Source organism: Acidimicrobiales bacterium, from assembly GCA_035630295.1.
GTDB lineage: Bacteria > Actinomycetota > Acidimicrobiia > Acidimicrobiales > Iamiaceae > Iamia.
Genome location: DASQKY010000005.1, coordinates 15,752 through 37,508 on the forward strand (window position 1 = coordinate 15,752; position 21,757 = coordinate 37,508).

A 21,757-nucleotide genomic window follows, 5' to 3' on the forward strand; every position below is an offset into this window, starting at 1 on the left:
GTAGCCTCGGGCTGGTGCCGGCCGCCGTCGTGGTCCCCGTGAAGGCGTTCCGCACCGCCAAGGTGCGCCTGGCCGCCGCCCTCGACCCGGCGGCCCGGGCCGAGCTGGCCCGGCAGATGGCCACCCTGGTGGTGGCGGCGGCCGCTCCCCTGCCGGTCACCGTGGTGTGCGACGACGAGGAGGTGGCGGCCTGGGCCCGGGGCCTCGGCGTCACCGTGGCCTGGACCCCGGGCCTGGGCCTGGACGGGGCGGTGGAGGCCGGGGTGGAGGCGGTGGCCGCGACCGGGGCCGACCGGGTGGTGGTGGCCCACGCCGACCTGCCCCTGGCCCGCGACCTGGCCCCCCTGGCCGACGGCCCCCGGGACGAGGTGACCCTGGTGCCGGACCGTCGCCAGGACGGCACCAACGTGATCGTCCTGCCGGCCCGGTGCGGGTTCCGCTTCGCCTACGGGCCCGGCTCCTTCGCCCGCCACCGGGCCGAGGCGGCCCGGCTGGGCCTGGCCGTGCGCACCATCCGCGACGCCCGGCTGGGCTGGGACGTCGACCTGCCCACCGACCTGGACCTGCCCACCGAGGCCGACCTGGCCCGGGCCGCGGTCGCCGACCCGACGTGACCGTCCGCTCCCGCGACCTGGACGTCCCCGAGCGGGCCCTGGCCGTGGGCGCCCACCCCGACGACGTCGAGTTCGGGGCCGGGGCCACCCTGGCCCGGTGGGCGGCCGTGGGGTGCGAGGTGTCGCTGCTGGTCTGCACCGACGGCTCCAAGGGCACGTGGGACCCCGACGCCGACCAGGCGGAGCTGGTGGCCACCCGCCAGGCCGAGCAGCGGGCCGCGGCCGAGGCCCTGGGGGCCCGGGGGGCGGTGGTGTTCCTGGGCCTCGTGGACGGTGAGCTGGCGGCCGACCGGGAGGCCACCGCGGCGGTGGCCCGCCACATCCGGGAGCTGCGGCCCGACGTGTTGCTGGGCCACGACCCGTGGCGGCGCCACCGCCTCCACCCCGACCACCGGGCCGCGGGACGGATCGTGGTCGACGCCCTGGTGGCGGCCCGCGACCCACACTTCTTCCCGGAGCACGGCGTGGCCCACCACCGGCCCGGGGCGCTGCTGCTGTTCGAGGCCGACGTCGCCGACCACGCCGAGGTGGCCCCCCCCGAGGCCCTGGAGGCCAAGCTGGCCGCCCTGGAGGCCCACCGCAGCCAGTTCCGCTCGACCATGTTCATCACCGACGAGGACGCCGGCGAGGAGCGCGACCGCTTCCGCCGCCGGGTCCGGGACGAGGCCGCGGTGGCCGGTCGCCGGGTGGGCCGGGCCGGGGCCGAGCTGTTCGCCCGGCTGCCCACCGATCGCTGACGGTCCGTCAGAACTAGCGTCGGGGCGCTGCGGCCACGACAGGGGACCACCATGCGCACCATCGACCTGCGGGCCCTGGCCCGCCGCGCCGCCCCGCTGGTGGTGGCCGGGAGCCTCCTGGCCACCGGGACGGCGTGCTCCGACGACGGCGGCGGCTCGGCCGGTGGCCCCACGACCGCCCCGACCACCGTGGCCCCGGGCGGCGCCCGGGGCGGCGCCGGGAACCCGTGCGACCAGGGGGCCACCGTCGACGCGGTGGGGTCGGTGCCGGTGGAGGGCACGCCCGGCGACGTGACCGTGACCTCCTTCGACGGCACCGAGATCCGGGCCCACTGGTTCCCGGTCGACGGCGCCTCGGCCGACCAGCCGGCCCCCACCGTGCTCATGGGGCCGGGCTGGTCGCTGGCCGGGGACACCTCCGTCGAGGGCGCGGCCCTGTTCGGGGCCCTGGGCATCGGCCCCCTCAACGAGGCCGGCTACAACGTGCTCACCTGGGACCCGCGGGGCTTCGGCGAGTCGACCGGGGCGGCCGCCGTCAACGCCCCCGACGCCGAGGGCCGCGACGTGCAGGTGCTGCTGGACTGGGTGGCCGAGCAGCCCGAGGCCCAGCTCGACGGCGAGGGCGACCCCCGCTCGGGCATGGTCGGCTTCTCCTACGGCGGGGGCATCCAGCTCACCGTGGGGGCCCAGGACTGCCGGGTCGACGCCCTGGTGCCCGGCCTGGCCTGGCACTCGTTGGAGAGCAGCCTGTTCAAGGCCGACACGGTGAAGACGGGCTGGTCCAAGATCCTGGTCGACGCGGCGGCCGGTGGCTCCCTGGACCCCCACATCCTGAGCGCCTCGACCTCGGGCCAGGCCGAGGGCGTGATCAGCGACGAGGACCGGGAGTGGTTCCGGTCCCGGGGCCCGGGCGACGCGGTGGACCGCATCACCGTGCCCACCCTGCTGGTGCAGGGCACGGTGGACACCCTGTTCACCCTGGACGAGGCCCTCACCGTCCACGCCTCGCTGGTGGAGCGGGACGTGCCGACCAAGATGCTGTGGTTCTGCGGGGGCCACGGCGCCTGCCTGACCGACGAGGGCGACCCCGAGCGGGTGGCCGAGGCGTCGTTCGCCTGGCTGGACCACTGGGTGAAGGGGGACGCCTCGGTCGACGTGGGTCCGGCCGTCGACCTGGTCGACCAGGACGGCACCCGATGGACCGGCGACGCCGTACCCACCGAGGACGGCACCGTCACCGGGGCCCTGGACGCCCCGGCGACGCTGGAGCTGGTGGCCGAGGGCGGCTCCGGGCCGTCCGCCGCCGCCCCCACCGACCCGGACGACATCCTGGCCGGGCTGGTGGCCGGCATCACCCCGGCCCCGGCCACCAACGCCGTCGAGGTGCCCGTGGACGTCGACGCCGCCGCCGACGGCCGCCTGGCGGTGGGCGCACCCCGCCTGCGGTTCACCTACGCCGGCACGGTGCCCGACGGCCCCCGGCCCACCCGGCTGTTCGCCCAGCTGGTGGATCGGGCCCGGGGCGTGGTGGTGGGCAACCAGGTCACCCCCATCGCCGTCACCCTGGACGGGGCCCGCCACACCGCCGAGGTCGACCTGGAGGTCGTCGCCCAGCGCCTGGCCGTCGGCGACGGGGCCGGCCTGGTCCTCCAGATCGTGGCCACCACCACCGCCTACGGCGCCCCCCGCCTGGGGGGTCGGGTCACCATCAGCGCCGCGGGGGTCGAGGTCCCGTTGGCCGCCGGCCTCACGGAGGGCTGACCGGCCCGGTGGGCCGACCGGCCGGTCACGGAGCCGGCCCGGGCGCGACGAAGGGGCCCCGGAGGGCCCCTTCGCACGGACGCCTTCAGAGCGTTCGGGTCAGGCCTTGGCCAGCTTGGGGGCCGGGCTCTCGTTGTTGACGATCTTCTTCAGCGAGGTGCCGGCGCTGACCTTGGGGTACTTCTTGGCCTTGGTCTTGACGGCCTCCCCGGTCTGCGGGTTCCGGGCGGTGCCGGCCTTGCGCTGGCCCTGCTCGAACTTGAGGAAACCGGTCAGGACGATCGAGTCGCCCCTCTTGACCGTGGCGGCCACGGTCTCCTCGAAGGCCTTGATCACCGCGGCGACGGTGGTCTTGTCAGTACCGGCCTGGGCGGCCACCTGAGCGATGAAATCGGCCTTGGTCACGTTGGCCACTGGCCAACCTCCTGGGATCGTGGGATGGGTCGAACGCTCTCCGTTCGGCGCGCATCTGAGCCGATGGCGTACCCCCAGGTCAAGCACCCTCCCCGAGCGGAGGCCTTGCGTCGCAAGGGCGTGACACGGGACGGGGCGGGGCGCGAGGCTCGGCCCGTGACCTCCGAGGCCAGTGCCGGACCCCTCCCCGACGGCACCTACGACGCCATCGTCATCGACGCCGACGACCGCGACGACGGCACCGTCGGCCTCCAGCTCACGGTGCTGGCCGGCCCGGCCAAGGGCGAGGTCGTCGACGTCCGGGGCCCGGCGCGGCCCGGCCGGGAAGCCGTGGACCTGCTGGGCCTGCCGGCCACCATCACCGTGGCCGGCGGCCGGCCCCGCGTCGTCCTCGAGCCCTGACCGGTCCCTGACCGGCCCCGGCCGGCGGCGCCGGTCAGGCCGGGGCCACGGCGGTGCCGCGCACCATGGTCCGCACCAGCGGTGAGGCCTTGCGGGCGCTCTCCCGCTGGACGTCCTCCAGGGTGAAGCCGGCCTCCTCGATGGCCTCCGCGGTGCGGCGGGTCAGGTGGCACCCCCCGCACAGGAAGGGCCACACGTGGTCGAACCGGCGCTGCCAGCGCAGCCGCGACGGCCGGTGGTCGGCGGCCACGTGCTCCATGAACACCAACCGGCCCCCGGGCCGCAGCACCCGGCGGAGCTCGGCCAGGGTCGCCGCCGGGTCCGGGACCGAACACAGGACCAGGGTCGACACCACGGCGTCGGCCTCGCCGTCGGCCAGGGGCAGGGAGGCGGAGGCCGCCCGCCGCACCTCGACGGGCACACCGGGGCGCACGGTGCCCAACCGGTCGCGCATCTGGGCCAACATGGCCGGCTCGGGCTCGGTCACCACCAGGCGCTCGACGGCCGGCGGGTAGTGGGCCAGGTTGGCGCCCGTCCCCGCCCCCACCTCGACCACGGTGCCCGAGAGATCGGCCAGCAGGTCGGCTCGCCAGGCCCGCAAGCCGGCCTCCTCCATGGGCGCCAGCACCCGGTCGTAGAGGGCGGCGAAGATCCGGTCGCGCAAGGCCATGCCCCCACCTTCGCGCCGCCGGACCGGGTCGGTCCGGCGGGACCGCTCAGGCCGGGCCCGGGTCGACGGCGGCTCGGAGGCGGCGGGCCACCTCCGCCGCCTCGTCGGGGTCGAGGCCCCGGAGGCGAGGCCAGAAGAAGCCCTTGAGGCCGTCGCCCCGGGTGCGGGGCACCACGTGGACGTGGAGGTGGGGGACGCTCTGGCTGACGACGTTGTTGACGGCCACGAACGAGCCCTGGGCGCCGAGCACCTCGGGCATGGCCGCGGCCAGCCGCCGGGCCCGGGCGAACAGGGGCTCGACGAGGGCCGGGGGCAGGTCGGGCAGGGCCTCGTGGTGGTCCCGGGGGACCAGCAGGGTGTGGCCCACGAACAAGGGCCGGATGTCGAGGAAGGCCAGGGCCACGTCGTCGTCCAGCACCACGTGGGCCGGGACCTCACCGGCCACGATGGCGCAGAACGTGCACCCGTCGGCCCGGATGGTCACCGGTGTGCCCCCTCGACGGCGGCGGCCAACGAGGCCAGCAGGCGGTCCACGTCGTCGTCGGAGTTCAGGCGGTGGGCCGACACCCGCAGCGACGGTCCCCGCACGCTGACGTGGACCCGGTCATCGGCCAGGTGGGCGGCCAGGCCGGCGGCGTCCAGGCCGGTGCCGGCCAGGCCCAGGCCCATCAGGTGGGGCGAGCGCAGCCGGGCCTCGGGGACGGCGAGCCCGAGGGCGGCGGCGCCCTCGGCGATGCGGGTGGTGAGGCGGGCGGCGTGGGCCGCGGTGCGGGCCGGGCCCCACCCGCTCACCAGGCGCAGGGAGGCGAGGGCGATGGCCATGAGCTGGTGGTGGGCCGCCTCGCCCACGTCGTAGCGGCGGGCGCCGGGCCGGTAGCCGGCGTCCAGGGCGGTGAGGGAGGTGAAGTCGTCGGCGCCGGCCTGGTTGGCCCAGGCGTGGTCGAGCGGGGGGCCGTGCCGCCATCGGGGGGCGAACCAGGCGAAGCCCATCCCGTAGGGCCCGAGCAGCCACTTGTACGTGGCCCCGGCCACCACGTCGGGCTGCACGGCGGAGACGTCGAAGGGCACCGCCCCCAGGCTCTGGCACACGTCGACGGCCAGGGCAGCCCCGACGCGGCGGGCGGCGGCGCCCACCGCCACCAGGTCGATGACGGTGCCGTCGGTCCAGTGGCACGGCGGGGCGGCCACCAGGGCGACCCGCTCCCCGTGGGCGTCCACCGCCGCCAGCAAGGCCGCGGTGTGGTCGCCGTCGGGGCCGGGGGCGACCCGCTCGACGGTGGCCCCGGCCCGGGCCGCGGCGGCCGTCCACGGCAGCAGGTTGGACGGGAACTCGCCCCCGGGCACCAGGACGACCTGCCCGGCGTCGAGGGGCAGGAGGGCGGCGAAGGTGGAGAGGCCGAAGCTGACCGACGGCGTGACCGCCACCCCGTCGGCGTCGGCCCCCAGCAGGCCGGCGACCAGGCCCCGGTACGTCTCCCCGGGCACGAAGAAGTCGTCGTCCACCACGGTCCAGGGCCGGGACTTGCGGTCCAGGGCCGACCAGCCCGCCTCCACCGCCACCCGGGGCAGCGGGCCCATGTAGGCCGTGTTGAGCCACACCACGCCCTCCGGCAGCAGGAACAGGTCCCGCACGTCGCCCTCGGGCTCGGTCATCGGGCCGCACCGCCATCCATCGCCGGATCATGCCACCGGGCGGCGCGGGGCGGTCCGCCGGTGCGTGGCCGCCGGCGCCCATCCCGGCCGGCCCATCCCCGCCCGCCCGGCCCCGGAGGTGTTGCATGGACGGCGGTGCGTCACCTCTCGCCGGCTCGTCCCCGACCTGTCGTGTCGGGCGGTGGAGCGGCACGGTGACGCGACCGGCCCACCCGTCGTCGACGTCCCCGGGAGCTCCCGTGCCCCACGCCCCCTCCTCCCCCTCCCGCCGCCGCACCCACGTGCTCGACACCTCGGTGCTGCTGGCCGACCCGCGCTGCCTGACCCGCTTCGCCGAGCACGAGGTGGTGCTCCCGGTCGTGGTCCTGACCGAGCTGGAGGGCAAGCGCCACCACCCGGAGTTGGGATGGGCGGCGCGGGAGGCGCTGCGGGTGCTGGAGCAGCTGCGGCTGGCGCACGGCTCGCTCACCGCCCCCCTGCCGGTCAACGACGACGGCGGCACCCTGCGGGTGGAGCTCAACCACCAGGCCACGGCCGGCCTCCCCCCGGGCCTGGCCACCGACAACAACGACCACCGCATCCTGGCCGTGGGCCACAACCTGGCCGCCGAGGGCCACGACGTGGTCATCGTCACCAAGGACCTGCCGTTGCGGCTGAAGGCCAGCATCGTGGGCCTCGACGCGGACGAGTACCGCAACGAGCAGGCCCGCGACACGGGGTGGACGGGCTACGTGGAGCTGGAGGTGGACCCGGCCGCCATCGACGAGCTGTTCGAGGAGCGGACCCTCGACCTGGCCGAGGCCCGGGACCTGCCGTGCCACGCCGGGGTGGCGCTGACCAGCGGCTCGCAATCGGCCCTGGGCCGGGTCCACGCCGACAAGCGGGTGCACCTGCTCTCGGGCGAGCGGACGCTCTTCGACGTGCGGGGCCGCAGCGCCGAGCAACGGGTGGCCATCGACCTCCTGTCGGATCCCAGCGTGGGCATCGTCAGCCTCGGGGGCCGGGCCGGCACCGGCAAGAGCGTCCTGGCCCTGGCCGCCGGGCTGGAGGCGGTGCTGGAGCGGGGCACCCACTCCCGGGTCCTGGTGTTCCGGCCCCTGTTCGCGGTGGGGGGCCAGGACCTCGGGTTCCTGCCCGGCGACCGGGAGGAGAAGATGGGCCCGTGGGGTGCGGCGGTGCTGGACGCCCTCCACGCCGTGGCCGGCCGGGAGGTGGTGGAGGAGGTGCTGGCTCGCGACCTGCTGGAGGTGCTGCCCCTCACCCACATCCGGGGCCGGAGCCTCACCGATGCCTTCGTGGTCATCGACGAGGCCCAGAACCTGGAGCGCCAGGTGCTGCTGACCGCCCTGTCCCGGCTGGGTGAGGGCAGCCGGGTGGTGCTGACCCACGACGTGGGCCAGCGCGACAACCTGCGGGTGGGGCGCCACGACGGCATCACCTCGGTGATCGAGGCCCTGACCGGGCACCCGCTCTTCGCCCACGTCACCCTGGCCCGGGCCGAGCGCAGCCCGGTGGCCGCCCTGGTGACCAGCGTGCTGGAGCGCAGCCCCGAGTAGCTCATCTCCGAAGGAGATGTGAAGTATCCCTACAATCTGTCCCGTAGAGGGGGACAGATCGAGGGCCCCTCCGTACCCTGGACCACCACCGACAGGGGAACGGAAGCCATGAGCGTGATCACGCCCGACTCGATCCGATCACTGGCCGATCTCGACCGGCCCGCCTGGCTGGACGATGCCATCTGCCACGGGCGCACCGAGCTCTTCTTCGCCCCGCACGCCGAGCGGCCCCCCGCCCGGCTGCGCCGGGAGGCCGCGGCCCGCCAGGTCTGCCTGCGGTGCCCGGTCCGGCTCCAGTGCCGGGACCACGCCCGGGGCCAGCTGGAGTACGGCTTCTGGGGCGGCGAGAGCGAGGGGGAGCGGGCGGCGGCCGGCTACGCCGTACCGGCGCCCATCGGCGGGCGGGTGGCTCACGCCGTCTGAGCGCCCCCGAGGGCCGGACCCACCGTCGCCGGGACCCTCCGTGACCATCCCCCCACAGGCCACGGGCCGGTCGTAGCCTGTCCCCTTGATGACGCGCCGCCCGGTCGTCTACGGACTCGACATCGAGACCGACACCACCGTCGATGGGCTCGACCCCCGGGTCGCCCCCGTGGTCACCGTCGCCCTGTCCCTGCCCGGGCACGACGAGATCTTCAGCGGCCGGGAGACCACGCTGCTCTTCGACCTGGCCGAGCGGCTGCGGTCCCTGCCCGCCGGGATCCTGGCCACCTGGAACGGGGCCGCCTTCGACCTGCCCTTCCTGGCCCACCGGGCCGACCTCCACCGGATGGACCTCGGCCTCCAACTCCGCCTCGACGCCTCGCTGGGTGACGACCGGGCGCCCCTGCCCGGGCACCGGGGCGCCTACCGCGGCGCCTGGCACCGCCACAGCCACCTCGACGCCTACCGCATGTACCGCGGTGACGTGGGGCCCGTCCTGCGGGTGTCGTGCTCGCTCAAGTCCATCGCCCGCCTGGTCGGGCTGGCCCCGGTGGAGGTCGACCGGGCCCGCATCCACGACCTGTCGCGGGAGGCGCTCCACGCCTACGCCTCCTCCGACGCCCGCCTGGCCCGGGTGCTGGCCGAGCGGCGCATGCCCGGCGCCCTGCGCTTCGTCGATCGCGTCGACGACCTGGCCACCGGCGGCTCAACGGCCATCGCCTGATCCCCCCGGCCGCTGTCGCGGGGGGTCCCCACACTTGGCCCCCCGGAGGTCGCGGTCCCCTCCTCCGGCTCCCCCGGACCTCCTCCGACCGCCGGCCGTGCCGCCTGTCCGGAGGTCCCCGTCCGTGCCCCACCCCAGTTGCTCCCACCCGCCCGACCCCCTGCGCCCCGGCGAGCTGGTCGAGGTCCTGGCCGAGCGCCTGCTCGAGGCCCACCTGGCCGGCGACGTGCCCGGCGCCGCCCTGGTCCGGGCCCGCCTCACCGCCGACGGGGTGGACCTGGCCGTCTGGCCCGTCGGCCCCGGCGACCACCCCCTGGCCGTCCTGGCCGGGACCGAGGTGGGGCGCCGGTGGTCGGTCTCCGGGCTGGTCACCGCGGCATCGGCCCGGCCCGCCGGCCACCCCGCCGGCGGCGCCTCGGACCGGCCCGTGGCCCTGGCCGTGCTGGCCGACCGGTCCGGCCACGTCGCCCACCGGGTGGCCGGCCCCGGCGGGCCCGGCCCCGCCGCCCCCGGGCCCCCGGAGGGCCGCCTGATCGACGGGCTGCTGCGCTCCCTGGGCCGGCCCACGCCGCCGCCGGCCGGGCCGCCCGGGCCGTGGTGGGCCACCCTGTGGCTCGACCGGGTGGTGGCCGAGGTGGCGTCCGAGCCGGCCCCCCGGCGCACCCTGCTGGGCCTGGCCGAGCTGCACCCGCTGGTGGGCGCCGGGCTCACCCCGCGGGACGTGACCCTCCTGCACCGCATCGCCCCCCGCCCGTCGGTGGCCGGGTGGGAGGTCATGCGGCGGGCCCTGGCCGAGCCCGGCGACCCCGCCTCGCCCCCGGAGCGAGCGCTGCGGCGGGCGCTCCTGCCCCTGGTGGCGCCGGAGGTGGCCCGGTGGTGCGACCACGGCAGCTTCGCCCGCTGGCTGGAGCAGGCCCTCCCCTCCCGGGCGGTGCTCCTGGCCGCCACCGACGCCCTGCTCGCCCCCCGCCTGGCCGGGGCCCTGCGGCGGGCCGTGGGGGCGCCGACGATCCCCGATCACCGCTGAGGTCACCGGTAGCCTCGGCCCCCGTGACCGCGCCGCTCCGCTCCCGCGCTCCGCGCCCGACCGGGACCCGGCGAGGCCCGGCGCCGGTGGTCGACCTGACCGACACGGCCAGCGCCCTGGCCGCCGTGTTCGACGCCACCCCGGCCCAGGCCCCAGCCCGAGCGACCGTCCGCCGCCCGGCGCCGGCGGAGGCCGCCGCCCCGCCCCCCCACCAGCTCGACCTGGCCCTCACCGACCTGGCCGAGGTGTTCGCCGTCTACCCGTACCGGGCCACCATGCCGGCCTGCGACCACTGCGTCACCGCCGAGGAGCGGCGGGCGCTGGGCCGGCCCCCGGAGCAGGTCCCCGGCCCGGTCCTGGACCGGTTCGTGACCAAGGCGCTGATCACCTGGGGCGAGGAGGCCGACCTGAAGCGCCTGCTGCCCGAGGTCCTGGCCCGCACCTGCGACGGCCGCCTGGGCCCGCCCCCGTCCCTGGTGGGCGCCCGCCTGCGCCGGGCCGGCTGGCGGGAGTGGCCGGCGGCCGAGACCCCTGCGGTGCGCCGGGTGTTCCGGGCCGCCTGGATGGCCACCCTGGCCGAGGCGCCGGGGCCGGGGCGGCTCCCGGTGGACCGGCTGCTGAGCCTGCTGGCCACGGCCGAGGAGGACCTGGTCCCGTACCTCGGCGTGTGGGAGGACCGGCTGGAGGCGCCGGGCAACCCCGGGGCCCGCCTGGCCGCCGTCCTCCACCTGGCCGACCTGCTGACCCCCTTGGCCGCCGGGGGCCGCCGGCGCCTGGCCCGCAGCCTGCCCCTGGCCCGCCGGGGCCCGGTGGGCCAGGTCGACCAGTGGCTGCGCCAGCCGGTGGTCGTCCAGCGCCTGGCCCACGCCGCGGAGTCGCTGCGGAGCACCCCGCACCGCCCGCGCATGGACCGGGCCCGCGAGGGCTTGGCCCGTCTCCGCACCGAGCGGTAGCGCCGGGGCCGGCTCAGGGGATCTCGTGGTCCCCGGGCCAGAACTCGCGCAGGTTGGAGGCGAACTCGGCGTGGGAGCCGCCGGCCTCCTCCATGGCGGTGAGCAGGCCGCCGACCAGGAGCCAGTAGAACGACGCCGCCTCGTCGGGCACCACGGGGGCGAGGCCGGCATCGTCGTTGACCTCCTTGGCCAGGCGCCAGAAGGCGTAGACCAGGTACTCGACCACCTCGGGCTCGGCCTCGGTGCGCCAGGTGACGTCGCCCCCCACCGAGGCGCCCGCCTCCCACTCGTCGATGTAGCCGAAGAAGGCGCGGGCGGCATCGGAGGGCACGTCCGCCCCCGGCCCGGCCCCTTCCAGCGTGGCCCGGGCGAAGGTGGCGAAGGCGCCCATGCTCAGGGCCGACACCGGACCCACGACGACCTCCATCACCGTGACCCTACGCCCGCCCGGTGCCGGGACGCGCCCCACCTCAGCGGTGGTGTCCGTGGGTGACGGGACCGTGGCGGGTGCACCGGCCCCGGTGGCCGGTGGGGGTCACGACGACGGCCAGGCGGGTGCCACAAGCCGGGCAGTAGCGGGGCGGGTCGTACTGCCACCGGCAGCCGGGGCACTCGGCCACCGGGCGGCCGCAGCCCACGCAGTGCGCCGGCGGGGCGGGCGGCACCGGCTCGTCCACGGGGCGCTCCCGGACGCTCAGATGACGGGGCCGAGGGCGCCGACGGGCATCTTCAGGTCGTCGAGCATCTTCAGGTCATCCGCCGGGCTGCGCCCCAGGTAGGTGAGGTAGTTGCCGATGATGAGGGCGTTGATGCCCGACGTCATGCCCATGGCCTGGAGGTCGCCGAGGGTGAACTCGCGGCCCCCGGCGTAGCGCAGGATGACCTCGGGGAGGCCGAGGCGGAACAGGGCGATCCAGCGGATGGCCTCCAGGGGCTCGACCGCCGGGAGGTGGGCGAAGGGCGTGCCGGCCATGGGCTTGAGGAAGTTGACGGGCACCTCGGCGGGGCCCACGGCCCGCAGCTCCTCCAGCAGCTCGAGCCGCTGGTCGACGGTCTCGCCCATGCCCAGCAGCACGCCGCAGCACAGCTCCATGCCGTGCTGGCGGACCAGGCGGCAGGTGTCGACCCGCTCGTCGAAGGTGTGGGTGGTGACCACCGAGCCGAAGTAGGAGCGGGCCGTCTCCAGGTTGTGGTTGTAGCGGTGGACCCCGCCCTCGGCCAGGCGCCGGGCCTGGTCGTCGGTGAGGATGCCGGCCGAGACGGCGACGTTGAGGCCGGTCTCGTCGCGCACCACGGGCACCAGGTCCAGGATGCGCTGGAGGGTGCGCTCGTCGGGGCCCCGCACGGCCAGCACGATGCAGAACTCGCTGGCCCCCAGGGCCGCCGTCTCGCGAGCCGCGGCCAGGACCTCGTCGGTGTCGAGGAACGGGGTGGCCTTGACCGGCGTGTCGAAGGCGGAGGACTGGCTGCAGAAGTGGCAGTCCTCGGGGCAGCCGCCGGTCTTGGCCGAGAGGATGCCCTCGACCTCGACCTCGGGGCCGCACCAGGCCAGTCGGACCTCGTGGGCCAGGGCGGCCAGGGAGGGCACCGACGTGTCGGGCACGTGGGCCAGGCCGGCCAGCTCCTCGGCGGTGAGCATGCGCCGCTCATCGAGCAGGGCGGTCTCGGCCGCCCGCAGCGCGGCCCGGGCCCGGTCCGCGGCGAGCGGCTCCCGGCTGGAGGCGGCGGGCCCCGGCTTGCGCCCCAGGGCGACCGGCTGCGACAGCGTGTCCGACATGCCCCGGAGGTTACGACCCGCCCCCACCCGCCCCGAAAGCCACCGAGGCCCCTCAGCCTGGTTCCGAGAGAGGCGGCCCATCCTGGCTGTCGGCCGCGCTGGCCACGGTGAAGGCGCGACGGGTGAGGCGGACGAGACGCCGCCGAGCCGCCGAGGACGGTTGCGGCACCATCTCGTCGGCCGCGAAGCGGTCCTGGCGCAGCAGCCGACCATCCCCGCGCCACGGGTCGTGGGTGAGCAGGCAGAAACGGTCCAGGCCGCCTGCTCGCCGGTCGATGCCCACGGAGACCACGCGCTCCCACCGGACGGCTCCCATGCCGCTCACCGCGACGACGGCACCAGCGGGGACGTCCACGCCGACCGGCAGGTCGCCGGGCCGCACGGGTGGCCGCGTCACCGACACATCGGTCCGTCGCGAGGCCAGCAGGGCCAGCTCCTCAGCCACCACATCGCTCGCTGTCGCCGCCGCCCGCTCGTCGCGGTCGGGCCCTCCGTAGGTCGGCCCACCTTCGATGACCAGGGCGAGCTCGCGGAGCAGGCTGAGACTGAGGGAGGTGATGAGGCGGAGGAAGGGTTGGCGGTCACCTCGGTCCGCGGCAGCGAGGGCGTCGAAGTAGCGCGTCCGGTCGGTGGTCTCGACCCAGAGGGGGATCGAGGCGGCGCGCAGCAGCCACACCGAGGCGAGGAGCCGGGCGACACGGCCGTTGCCGTCGGCGAAGGGGTGGATGGCCGTGAAGGCCTGGTGGGAGAAGGCGGCCTGCACGACGGCCGGGGCGGCCAGGAAGGCCTCGGACCGCATCTCGGTGACGAGGCGGTGCATCTCCTCGGGCACGCGATCGACGGGCGCGTACGAGTGGAACGAGCCATCGGCCAGCTGCACGTGGTTGGGGTCGGTCTTGTAGCTCCCCCGCGACAAGGCGCGCTCTTGGACGCCGACCGGCGTCAGGATCCGGTAGGTGTCCTGACCGGCGCAGGTGACGTCGTGCACCTCCCGCAGGGCGGCTTCGGTGACGACCTCGTCGCCGGTGGCCAGCTGGAGGGCGAGCTCGAAGCCGGCCAGCTGGGCCTCGAAGCTGCGACGGAAGCCGATGCCCGCCTCAACCTCGGCCTGGTCGAGCGAGATGACGTTGCGAGCCACCGACAAGGTGAAGCCCCGGTCGGCGGCGTAGAGGCCCTCGATGGCGCCGGTGTCGACCGCGGCCGCCCGGAGCACCTCGTCCAGCGCGGCCCGGACCTCGTCGACCGGCGTTCGGTGCCGCACCACGGCCAACCGTGCCGCGGCGTCGTCCCACGAGCCGAGCCCGAGCGGCTCCGCGGCCCAGTCGGCGAACGGCGCGAACGGTGGGTAGGCAGCGTCGGCCTGTTCCAGCCGATGGGTGACCTCGGCATCCGACGGGGTGTCCACACCTGCAGTCTGTCCGGTCACCCGCCCTCAGGCCCGGAGGTTCCCGGCGGGATGCCGATGCCAAGAGTCGCATCGCTGTTCTGAGGCGCCAGCACGCAGGCCCGTGTGCGGTGGCGCCTCAGAAGGGGAACCAGGGTCAGCCGCGGACGAGGTCGGTGATCTGGCGGAGCTGGTGGGGGGGGCCGGAGACCAGGAGGGTGGTGACGCAGGTGCGGCGCCAGCGCTCCAGGTCGTCGCGGATCTTGGCCTCGGGGCCGACCAGGGCCACGTCCTCCACCAGGGCCAGGGGCACCGAGGCGATGGCCTCTTCCTTGCGCCCACCCAGGAACAGGTCCTGGATGCGGGCCACGTCCTCGGCGTAGCCCATGCGGCTGAACAGCTCGGCGTGGAAGTTGACCTCCTTGGCCCCCATGCCGCCGATGTAGAAGCCGAGCGACATGCGGACCACGTCCGCGGCGCGCTCCACGTCGTCGTCGATGACCACCTGGACCAGGTTGGCCACCTCGAAGTCGTCGGGGCCGCGGCGGGCGCCGGGCCGGGCCCAGCCCTCCTCCAGGCAGGCCCGGTAGTGGTCGTCCAGGCCGGGCGACATGAACATGGGTAGCCAGCCGTCGGCGATCTCGGCCGCCATGGCCACGTTCTTGGGTCCCTCGGCCCCCAGGTAGATGGGCAGGTCGGCCCGCAGGGGGTGGGTGATGGAGCGCAGTGGCTTGCCCAGGCCGGTGGTGCCCTCGCCGGTGCGGGGGAGCTGGAAGTGGTCCCCGTCGTAGGCCAGGGGCTCGTCGCGGGCCAGGACCCGGCGGACGATCTCGACGTACTCGCGGGTCCGGGCCAGGGGCTTGGGGTAGGGCTGGCCGTACCAGCCCTCCACCACCTGGGGGCCCGAGGCGCCCAGGCCCAGGATGAACCGCCCACCGGTCAGGTGGTCGAGGGTGAGGGCGCTCATGGCCGTGGCCACCGGGGTGCGGGCCGCCATCTGGCACACCGCGGTGCCCAACCGGATGCGGGAGGTGGCGGCGCCGTGCCAGGCCAGGGGGGTGAAGCAGTCCGACCCGTAGGCCTCGGCCGTCCACACCGAGTCGAAGCCGAGATCCTCGGCCAGGGCGACCTGGTCGGCCACGCCGGTGGGGGGCTGGGCGAACCAGTAGCCCAGGACCAGGCCGAGCTGGAGGTCGTCGGTCATGCGGCCGCACCGTAGCCGGGCCCTCCTCCCTATACTGGAACACGTTCTAGTTTTCCGCGTCCGGAGCACGCCGATGAACCGCTACCCGTTCCCCCTCCCCTACGGCTGGTTCCAGGTCTGCGAGCCCGAGGAGGTGGCCGCGGGGGCGACGAAGGCCCTCTACTACTTCGACCGGCACCTGGTGGCCTGGCGCGACGACGGCGGCGAGCTGCACGTGATGGACGCCTTCTGCCCCCACCTGGGCGCCCACCTGGGCCACGGGGGCACTGTCGAGGGCTGCCAGATCCAGTGCCCGTTCCACGGCTGGCGCTTCGACACCGAGGGCACCAACGTCGACATCCCCTACTCCACCCGCACCAACAAGCGGGCCCGGGTCCGGGCCTACCCCACCTGCGAGGTGAACGGGAAGTCGCTGGCCTGGTTCCACCCCGACCCGGAGGTGGAGCCCCAGTGGCACGTGCCGGCCCTGCCCGAGCTGGCCGACGGCGAGGGGTGGTGGGGCCCGGTCCGCACCAGGCACACGGTGCAGGCCCACACCCAGGAGCTGGGCGAGAACGCAGTGGACTCGGCCCACTTCCGCTACGTGCACAACACGGCCGAGGTCCCGGAGATCACCTCGTACGTCACCGACGGGCCCCTGGCCGAGATGAAGTCGGTGCAGCGGTTCCCGACCCCCCGGGGCGTGGTCGACGGCTTCATCGAGTCCACCGGGTACGGGCCGGGGGTGGCCGTGGTCCGCTTCGGCGGCATCGTCGACACCCTGCTGGTCACCTCGACCACCCCCATCGACACCGGGAGCTGCGAGACCCGCTTCGACTTCTACACCCGGTCCCTGGGTGACGCCGAGGCCACCTCGAACGTGGCCCAGGCCTTCGTGGCCGAGGTCGACCGGCAGTTCCTGGAGGACATGCCGGTGTGGGAGCACAAGGCCCACCTGACCCGGCCGGCCCTGGCCGACACCGACGGGCCGTTCATGGCCTTCCGCAAGTGGTACGCCCAGTTCTACGCCGAGGGCACCGAGCCCGGCGACGAGCGGAGCCTGTTCCCCCCGCCGTACTGGCCCGACAAGATGGACGAGTCGCCGGCCAAGGCCACCGCCTCGGCCCGCCACGGAGGCGGCTGACCACCGCCGAGCTGCTCAGGCCCCAGGGCTCAGGCCCGGGGCTCAGGTCCGGGGACCTGGTCGAGGAGGGTGGCGTCGCCGGCCAGGTGGCCGCCGTCGACGGTGTACTCGGCCCCGGTGACGTAGCCGGCCTCGTCGGAGGCCAGGAACAGCACCACCGGAGCCACGTCGTCCACGGTGCCCACCCGCCGGATGGGCAGGTTGCGGTAGAAGGCGGCCTGGTCGTTGGCTGCCTCGCCGCCGAAGCGGGTCATGGGGGTGTCGATGCCGCCGGGGTGCACGGTGTTGACCCGGATGCCCCGGCGGCCCAGCTCGATGGCGGCCGAGCGGGACAGGCCCCGCAGGGCCCACTTGCTGGTGGAGTAGGCGGAGAGGAAGGGCAGGCCCTCCATGCCGCCGTTGGACGAGATGTTGACGATGGAGCCGCCGCCGGCCGTGGTCATGGAGCGGGCCACCGCCTTGATGCCCAGGAAGCACCCCATGACGTTGACCTCCAGCACCCGGCGGAAGCGCTCGGTGTCGTAGCGGTCGACGGCGTCGAAGTCGAGGATGCCGGCGTTGTTGACCAACGTGGTGACCGGCCCCCAGGCCTCCTCGGTCTCGGCCACCACCCGGGTCCAGGCCGCCTCGTCGGTGACGTCGAGGGCCGCGGCCCGGGCCGCGTCGCCGATGTCGGCCGCCACCGCCTCGGCCTCGGCGGCCAGCACGTCGGCCACCACCACCCGGGCCCCCTCGCGGGCGAACAGGCGGGCCTCGGCCTCGCCCTGGCCCCGGGCCGCGCCGGTGACGATGGCCACCTTGCCGTCCAGTCGTCCCACGGGTCCCCTCCTCAGGGCTTGTCGGCGCCGACGACCCACATGGCGAAGAACTGCGAGCCGCCGCCGTAGGCGTGGCCCACCGCGGTGCGGGCCCCGTCGACCTGGTGGTCGCCGGCCTGGCCCCGCACCTGGAGGGCCGCCTCGGCGAAGCGCAGCATGCCCGAGGCGCCGATGGGGTTGGTGCACAGCACCCCGCCGGACATGTTGACCGGCAGGTCGCCGTCGAGGGCGGTGGCCCCCGACTCGGTCATCTTCCAGCCCTGGCCCGGCTCGGCGAAGCCCAGGTTCTCCAGCCACATGGGCTCGAACCAGCTGAAGGGCACGTACATCTCGACACAGTCCACGTCCCGGCGGGGGTCGGTGATGCCGGCCTGGCGGTACACGTCGGCCGCGCACAGGGCCCCGCCCAGGGGGAGCACGGTGTCGCGCTCGGCCGACAGGGTGGGCTCGGAGCGCATGGCCGTGCCCGTGATCCAGGCCGGGGGGCGGCCGTCGGCCGCGGCCGCGTCGGCCACCGCTTCGGACCCCAGCACCAGGGCGCAGGCCCCGTCGCTGGACGGGCAGGTCTCGGCGTAGCGGATGGGGTCCCACAGCATCATCGACTCCTTGATGGAGTCGAAGCTGATGTCGGGCTCGTGCAGGTGGGCGTAGGGGTTCTTGAGCCCGTTCTGCCGGTCCTTGAGGGCCACCAGCATGCCGATGTGGTCGGGGGAGCCGGAGCGGCGGATGTAGCTGCGGATGTGGGGGGCGAAGTAGCCGCCGGCCCCGGCGTGGAGGGGCGGCGTGAAGGGGATGGGCAGGGAGAGGGCCCACATGGCCTCGCTCTCGGACTGCTTCTCGAAGGCCACGGTGAGGACCCGCTGGTGGATGCCGGCCTGGACCAGCTGGCTGGCCACGATGGCGGTGGACCCGCCCACCGACCCCGCCGTGTGCACCCGGAACAGGGGTTTTCCCACCGCCCCCAGGGCGTCGGCCAGGAACAGCTCCGGCATCATCACGCCCTCGAAGAAGTCGGGGGCCTTGCCGATGACCACGGCGTCGATGTCGGCCCAGGTCACCTGGGCGTCGGCCAGGGCCCGGGAGGCGGCCTCCCGCACCAGCCCGGCCATGGACACGTCGCCCCGGGTGGCCCGGTGCTCGGTCTGGCCCACGCCGATGACCGCCACCCGCTCCTTGCCCATCAGCCCTCTCCTTCCAGGACGCAGACCAGGTTCTGTTGCAGGCAGGGGCCGCTGGTGGCGTGGGCCACGCCCCGGTCGGCCTCCCCGGCGGCGATGCGGGTGGCCACCTCGCCGATGCGGATGAGGCCGGCGGTCATCATGGGGTTGGCGGCCAGGGCCCCGCCCGAGGGGTTGACGGCCACGTCGTCGGCCAGGCCCAGGGCGTGGCGCAGGATGAGCTCCTGGTGGGTGAAGGGAGCGTGGAGCTCGGCCACGTCGACGGGCCCATCGGCCACGCCGGCCCGCTGGGCCGCCAACCGGGTCGACTCGCTGACCGTCAGGTCCCGCAGGCCCAGGTGGATGGACTCGATGCGGTGGTCGATGCCCCGGATCCAGGCCGGGCGCTCGACCCGCTCCCGGGCCGCGTCGCCGGCGGCCAGGACCACCGCGGCGGCGCCGTCGCTGATGGGCGGGCAGTCGTGGCGCCGCAGGGGCCCGACCAACGGCTCGGCCTCCAGCAGCTCGGCCGCCGGGCGGTCCCAGGCCAGCTGGGCGTGGGGGTTGCCCAGGGCCGCGGCCCGGCTGCGGGCCGCCACCTCGGCCATCTGGGCCTCGGTGGCCTTGCCGGCGTCGATCAGGGCCTGGGCCTGGAGGGCGGCCAGGCTGATCGAGTCGGCCCACAGGGGGGCCACGGTGACGGGGTCGAGCTGGCGGGTCAGGACCATGGGCAGGTCGCCGGGGCTGGACTTGGCGTAGCTGTAGACCAGGGCCGTGTCGACCTCGCCGAGCTGGAGCTTGACCCAGGCCTCGTAGAGGGCCCAGGCCCCGTCCATCTCCACGTGGCTCTCCTGGATGGGGGGCCACGGGCCCACCGCGTCGAGGGTGGAGACGAAGCTGAACCCCACCCCGGCCAGGTAGTCGGTGGAGCCCGAGCAGGTGAAGCCGATGTCGTCGATGGTCATGCCCACCTGGTCGAGGGCGCCGTGCACGGCGGGCATGAGCATCTCGACCTCGTTGAGCTCCCGGACCCGGCGGCGATGGCGGGTCTGGGCCACGCTGATGACGGCCACGTCGCGCATCAGGTCGCTCCCCCGGGGCCGCCCTGGCCGGTGCGGGGGTTGCGGACCAGGGCCGCGGTGGGGGCCACACCGCCGACCCAGGAGCCCAGCCCGGTGCCGTGGTCCTCGCCGGGGATGCGGACATCGGCGTCGTCGGGCTCCCCGGTGGGCCGGAACCAGGTGATGGACTCCAGGGTGGGCTCGACCTCGGCGTCGGCGCGCCACACGGCCTCGACCCGCATGCCGATGCGGACCTCGTCGGCCGGCACCTCCTGGATGAGGTGCATGATCGACAGGTCGGCCCCGTCCAGGAGGATGAGGGCGCTGACGTAGGGGATCTCCATCACCGAGCCGTAGAACTGCAGGTTGACCACGCAGAACGAGGTGACGGTGCCCACCTGGGCCACCTCGACCTCCTCGGGGGTGGGCTGGCCCAGCTCGGGATCGGCGCCCCGGGGCGGCACGTAGACCCGCCCGCCGGGGGCCCGCTGGCCGACGATGCGCTTCCGGGCCACGTTGCGCAGGAAGCGCGACGTGGCGTCGCCGGCGGTGAACTGGTAGTCGAGCCGGGCCGGGGTGCGGACGCTGCGGACCGGCTCCACGTCGCGCAGGGAGGGGGGCAGGGTGACCTCGGCCATCAGGCGCTCCCCTCGGGGACGAAGCAGGCGATGTCGGAGATGTGGCCCTCGCGCTCCGCGGCCCAGCGGGGCACCACCCGGGTGCCGGGGCCGACGGCGCCGGGCCCCTCGGCGGCCACCGCGTGCAGCAGTGGCGTGTCGGCCCCGTCGAGGGTGATGAGGGCCCAGGCGAAGGGATCGCCCAGGGGGTGCTTGGCGTGCGGGGTGGCCACCCACGCCGCGGTGACCACGGTGCCGGCCGGGCCGACCTCGACGATCTCGGTCAGGTCCTCGCCGGTGGCCGGGTCGAACTCGACGGGGGGGACGATGACCCGCCCGTCGCCGGCCCGGATGCCGACCAGCACCCCCTCGCGCAGGCCGGTGAGGAAGGCGCCGACGACGGGGCCGGTGGTCCGGGTGAACGGGTACTCGATGGTGAGCGGTGCGCTCAGCACCTCGTCCGGATCGGGTGGGGGCGACACGCCGGCCAGACTAGAACAGGTTTCAGTTTCGTGGGCAACCTCTCACCGCCGCGCCGTCAGTCGAAGGTGACGACCTGGCGGATGACCTCGCCCCGCTTCATGGCCGCGAAGGCGTCGTTGATCTCGTCGATGCCGATGCGGCGGGTGATCATGGCCTCCAGGTCGAGCTGGCCGGCCTTCCACAGCCGCAGCAGGCGGTGGAAGTCGGAGCGCACGTCGGCCGAGCCGTAGTAGCTGCCCACCAGGGTCTTCTCGGAGAAGAACAGCTCGAAGCCGTTGAAGCTGACCTCGGAGTCCATGGCCCCGACCCCGATGATGACGGCCATGCCGCCCCGGCGGACGGCGTCGAAGGCGGCCCGCATGGTGACGGGCAGGCCGATGGCCTCGAAGGCGTAGTCGAAGCCGTCGCCGGTCAGCTCGGCCCGCAGGGCGGCCAGGTCGTCGGGGTGGCAGGCGTGGGTGGCACCGAAGCCCTTGGCCTGCTCCAGCTTCTCGGGCACCAGGTCGACGGCCACGATGGTGGCGGCCCCGGCCACCCGGGCGCCCATGATGGCGGAGATCCCCACGCCGCCGCAGCCGAACACCACCACCGACGAGCCGGGCACGACCTTGGCCGTGTTGATGACGGCGCCGACGCCGGTGGTGACGCCGCAGCCGATGAGGGAGGCGATCTCGAAGGGGACGTCGTCGTCGATCTTGACCGCCGCCTCCTGGGGCACGGTCAGCGACTCGGCGAAGGTGCCGGTGCCGGCCATGCCGAAGACGTCCTGGCCGTTCCGGGTGAAGCGCCGGCTGCCGGCCACCGCGAACTGGATCATCACGCACAGGTGGGGCGACTTGCGCTCGGTGCAGTTGTTGCACTTCCCGCAGGGCGGCGACCAGGCCACGATGACGTGGTCGCCCACGGCCAGGCCGGTGACGCCCTCCCCCAGCGCCGAGATGACCCCGGCCCCCTCGTGGCCGGGCACGAACGGGGCCGGCTGGGGCAGCGAGCCCTGCATGGCGTGCAGGTCGGAGTGGCACACGCCGGTGGCCTTGATGTCGATGGTGACCTCGCCCGGGCCGGGGGGCAGGGCCTCGATGTCGTCGACCAGCTCGAGCGTCTCGTCACCGATGGTCTGCAGCAGCGCGGCGCGCATGGCGGCCTCCTCGTGGGGTCGATCTGGTCGGGGTGCGATCCGCCGGCACCCTACCGGACCC

The 21,757-nt window shown here is 75.2% G+C and carries 25 protein-coding genes; 10 read left to right on the forward strand and 15 right to left on the reverse strand.

Going from position 1 to position 21,757, the window contains the following annotated elements:
• Window positions 1-14: 14 nt before the first annotated feature.
• Genes cofC through VEW93_01325 form a run of 3 tightly spaced genes read left to right on the forward strand, consistent with a single transcriptional unit; the run spans window position 15 to window position 3,112 of the window.
• Complete coding sequence (cofC, locus tag VEW93_01315; protein HYI60424.1) at window positions 15-614, forward strand: 2-phospho-L-lactate guanylyltransferase; 600 nt, start codon at window positions 15-17, stop codon at window positions 612-614.
• Window positions 611-1,351, forward strand: coding sequence for a PIG-L deacetylase family protein (locus VEW93_01320; GenBank protein HYI60425.1), 741 nt, complete (start codon window positions 611-613; stop codon window positions 1,349-1,351). Before cofC ends, VEW93_01320 begins: the two co-directional genes overlap by 4 nt.
• Before the next feature lie 51 nt (window positions 1,352-1,402).
• The gene (locus VEW93_01325; GenBank protein HYI60426.1) at window positions 1,403-3,112 is read left to right on the forward strand and encodes a CocE/NonD family hydrolase; all 1,710 of its coding nucleotides are present in this window, start codon (window positions 1,403-1,405) and stop codon (window positions 3,110-3,112) included.
• Window positions 3,113-3,211: 99 nt separating this feature from the next.
• Here VEW93_01325 and VEW93_01330 read toward each other — a convergent pair whose 3' ends face one another.
• Window positions 3,212-3,517, reverse strand: coding sequence for an HU family DNA-binding protein (locus VEW93_01330; GenBank protein ID HYI60427.1), 306 nt, complete (start codon window positions 3,515-3,517; stop codon window positions 3,212-3,214).
• A 165-nt stretch (window positions 3,518-3,682) separates the two neighbouring features.
• On the opposite strand from VEW93_01330, the gene VEW93_01335 reads away from it, so the two are divergent.
• The gene (locus VEW93_01335) at window positions 3,683-3,928 is read left to right on the forward strand and encodes a hypothetical protein (GenBank protein ID HYI60428.1); all 246 of its coding nucleotides are present in this window, start codon (window positions 3,683-3,685) and stop codon (window positions 3,926-3,928) included.
• A 34-nt stretch (window positions 3,929-3,962) separates the two neighbouring features.
• Here the strand turns inward: VEW93_01335 and VEW93_01340 are convergent, their stop codons facing one another.
• The 3 genes from VEW93_01340 to VEW93_01350 are packed head-to-tail and all read right to left on the reverse strand — an operon-like array spanning window position 3,963 to window position 6,251.
• On the reverse strand, window positions 3,963-4,598 hold the full coding sequence (locus VEW93_01340) for a class I SAM-dependent methyltransferase (GenBank protein HYI60429.1): 636 nt from the start codon (window positions 4,596-4,598) through the stop codon (window positions 3,963-3,965).
• A 46-nt stretch (window positions 4,599-4,644) separates the two neighbouring features.
• Window positions 4,645-5,082 (reverse strand): HIT family protein, encoded by a 438-nt coding sequence (locus VEW93_01345; GenBank protein HYI60430.1) that lies wholly within the window; start codon window positions 5,080-5,082, stop codon window positions 4,645-4,647.
• Complete coding sequence (locus VEW93_01350; protein HYI60431.1) at window positions 5,079-6,251, reverse strand: aminotransferase class V-fold PLP-dependent enzyme; 1,173 nt, start codon at window positions 6,249-6,251, stop codon at window positions 5,079-5,081. The genes VEW93_01345 and VEW93_01350 overlap by 4 nt, the downstream gene beginning before the upstream one ends.
• Window positions 6,252-6,490: 239 nt before the next feature.
• Between VEW93_01350 and VEW93_01355 the strand changes: the two genes are divergently transcribed.
• The 5 genes from VEW93_01355 to VEW93_01375 all read left to right on the forward strand — a co-directional run bounded on the left by VEW93_01355 (window position 6,491) and on the right by VEW93_01375 (window position 10,934).
• A complete protein-coding gene (locus VEW93_01355) occupies window positions 6,491-7,807 on the forward strand; it encodes a PhoH family protein (GenBank protein ID HYI60432.1) in 1,317 nt (438 codons plus the stop codon).
• Window positions 7,808-7,915: 108 nt separating this feature from the next.
• Window positions 7,916-8,230: a WhiB family transcriptional regulator gene (locus VEW93_01360; protein ID HYI60433.1), complete on the forward strand. Its 315-nt coding sequence runs from the start codon at window positions 7,916-7,918 to the stop codon at window positions 8,228-8,230.
• Window positions 8,231-8,318: 88 nt separating this feature from the next.
• Entirely contained in the window at window positions 8,319-8,954 is a 636-nt protein-coding gene (locus VEW93_01365) for a hypothetical protein (GenBank protein ID HYI60434.1), read from the forward strand.
• A 124-nt stretch (window positions 8,955-9,078) separates the two neighbouring features.
• Window positions 9,079-9,981 carry a hypothetical protein gene (locus VEW93_01370; GenBank protein HYI60435.1) on the forward strand — a complete coding sequence of 301 codons (903 nt, stop codon included), beginning with the start codon at window positions 9,079-9,081 and terminating at the stop codon, window positions 9,979-9,981.
• Between the two features lie 23 nt (window positions 9,982-10,004).
• Window positions 10,005-10,934, forward strand: a complete 930-nt coding sequence (locus VEW93_01375) for a hypothetical protein (GenBank protein ID HYI60436.1) — start codon at window positions 10,005-10,007, stop codon at window positions 10,932-10,934.
• A 13-nt stretch (window positions 10,935-10,947) separates the two neighbouring features.
• Here the strand turns inward: VEW93_01375 and VEW93_01380 are convergent, their stop codons facing one another.
• From VEW93_01380 to VEW93_01400, 5 genes are all read right to left on the reverse strand, one after another.
• Window positions 10,948-11,361, reverse strand: coding sequence for a hypothetical protein (locus VEW93_01380; protein ID HYI60437.1), 414 nt, complete (start codon window positions 11,359-11,361; stop codon window positions 10,948-10,950).
• Window positions 11,362-11,404: 43 nt separating this feature from the next.
• On the reverse strand, window positions 11,405-11,611 hold the full coding sequence (locus tag VEW93_01385) for a hypothetical protein (protein HYI60438.1): 207 nt from the start codon (window positions 11,609-11,611) through the stop codon (window positions 11,405-11,407).
• A 17-nt stretch (window positions 11,612-11,628) separates the two neighbouring features.
• The gene (gene bioB / locus VEW93_01390; protein HYI60439.1) at window positions 11,629-12,711 is read right to left on the reverse strand and encodes a biotin synthase BioB; all 1,083 of its coding nucleotides are present in this window, start codon (window positions 12,709-12,711) and stop codon (window positions 11,629-11,631) included.
• A 52-nt stretch (window positions 12,712-12,763) separates the two neighbouring features.
• Window positions 12,764-14,116, reverse strand: a complete 1,353-nt coding sequence (locus VEW93_01395) for a Fic family protein (protein ID HYI60440.1) — start codon at window positions 14,114-14,116, stop codon at window positions 12,764-12,766.
• Between the two features lie 136 nt (window positions 14,117-14,252).
• A complete protein-coding gene (locus VEW93_01400) occupies window positions 14,253-15,299 on the reverse strand; it encodes an LLM class F420-dependent oxidoreductase (protein ID HYI60441.1) in 1,047 nt (348 codons plus the stop codon).
• Between the two features lie 73 nt (window positions 15,300-15,372).
• On the opposite strand from VEW93_01400, the gene VEW93_01405 reads away from it, so the two are divergent.
• Window positions 15,373-16,422: a Rieske 2Fe-2S domain-containing protein gene (locus tag VEW93_01405; GenBank protein ID HYI60442.1), complete on the forward strand. Its 1,050-nt coding sequence runs from the start codon at window positions 15,373-15,375 to the stop codon at window positions 16,420-16,422.
• Between the two features lie 29 nt (window positions 16,423-16,451).
• Here the strand turns inward: VEW93_01405 and VEW93_01410 are convergent, their stop codons facing one another.
• Genes VEW93_01410 through VEW93_01435 form a run of 6 tightly spaced genes read right to left on the reverse strand, consistent with a single transcriptional unit; the run spans window position 16,452 to window position 21,696 of the window.
• Window positions 16,452-17,240, reverse strand: a complete 789-nt coding sequence (locus VEW93_01410; protein ID HYI60443.1) for a glucose 1-dehydrogenase — start codon at window positions 17,238-17,240, stop codon at window positions 16,452-16,454.
• Between the two features lie 11 nt (window positions 17,241-17,251).
• The gene (locus VEW93_01415; GenBank protein ID HYI60444.1) at window positions 17,252-18,421 is read right to left on the reverse strand and encodes a thiolase domain-containing protein; all 1,170 of its coding nucleotides are present in this window, start codon (window positions 18,419-18,421) and stop codon (window positions 17,252-17,254) included.
• Window positions 18,421-19,479 carry a thiolase domain-containing protein gene (locus VEW93_01420; GenBank protein HYI60445.1) on the reverse strand — a complete coding sequence of 353 codons (1,059 nt, stop codon included), beginning with the start codon at window positions 19,477-19,479 and terminating at the stop codon, window positions 18,421-18,423. Before VEW93_01420 ends, VEW93_01415 begins: the two co-directional genes overlap by 1 nt.
• Window positions 19,479-20,096 (reverse strand): Zn-ribbon domain-containing OB-fold protein, encoded by a 618-nt coding sequence (locus VEW93_01425; protein HYI60446.1) that lies wholly within the window; start codon window positions 20,094-20,096, stop codon window positions 19,479-19,481. Before VEW93_01425 ends, VEW93_01420 begins: the two co-directional genes overlap by 1 nt.
• On the reverse strand, window positions 20,096-20,557 hold the full coding sequence (locus VEW93_01430; GenBank protein ID HYI60447.1) for a DNA-binding protein: 462 nt from the start codon (window positions 20,555-20,557) through the stop codon (window positions 20,096-20,098). The genes VEW93_01425 and VEW93_01430 overlap by 1 nt, the downstream gene beginning before the upstream one ends.
• A 56-nt stretch (window positions 20,558-20,613) precedes the next feature.
• Window positions 20,614-21,696, reverse strand: coding sequence for a Zn-dependent alcohol dehydrogenase (locus tag VEW93_01435; protein ID HYI60448.1), 1,083 nt, complete (start codon window positions 21,694-21,696; stop codon window positions 20,614-20,616).
• Between the last annotated feature and the right edge of the window lie 61 nt (window positions 21,697-21,757).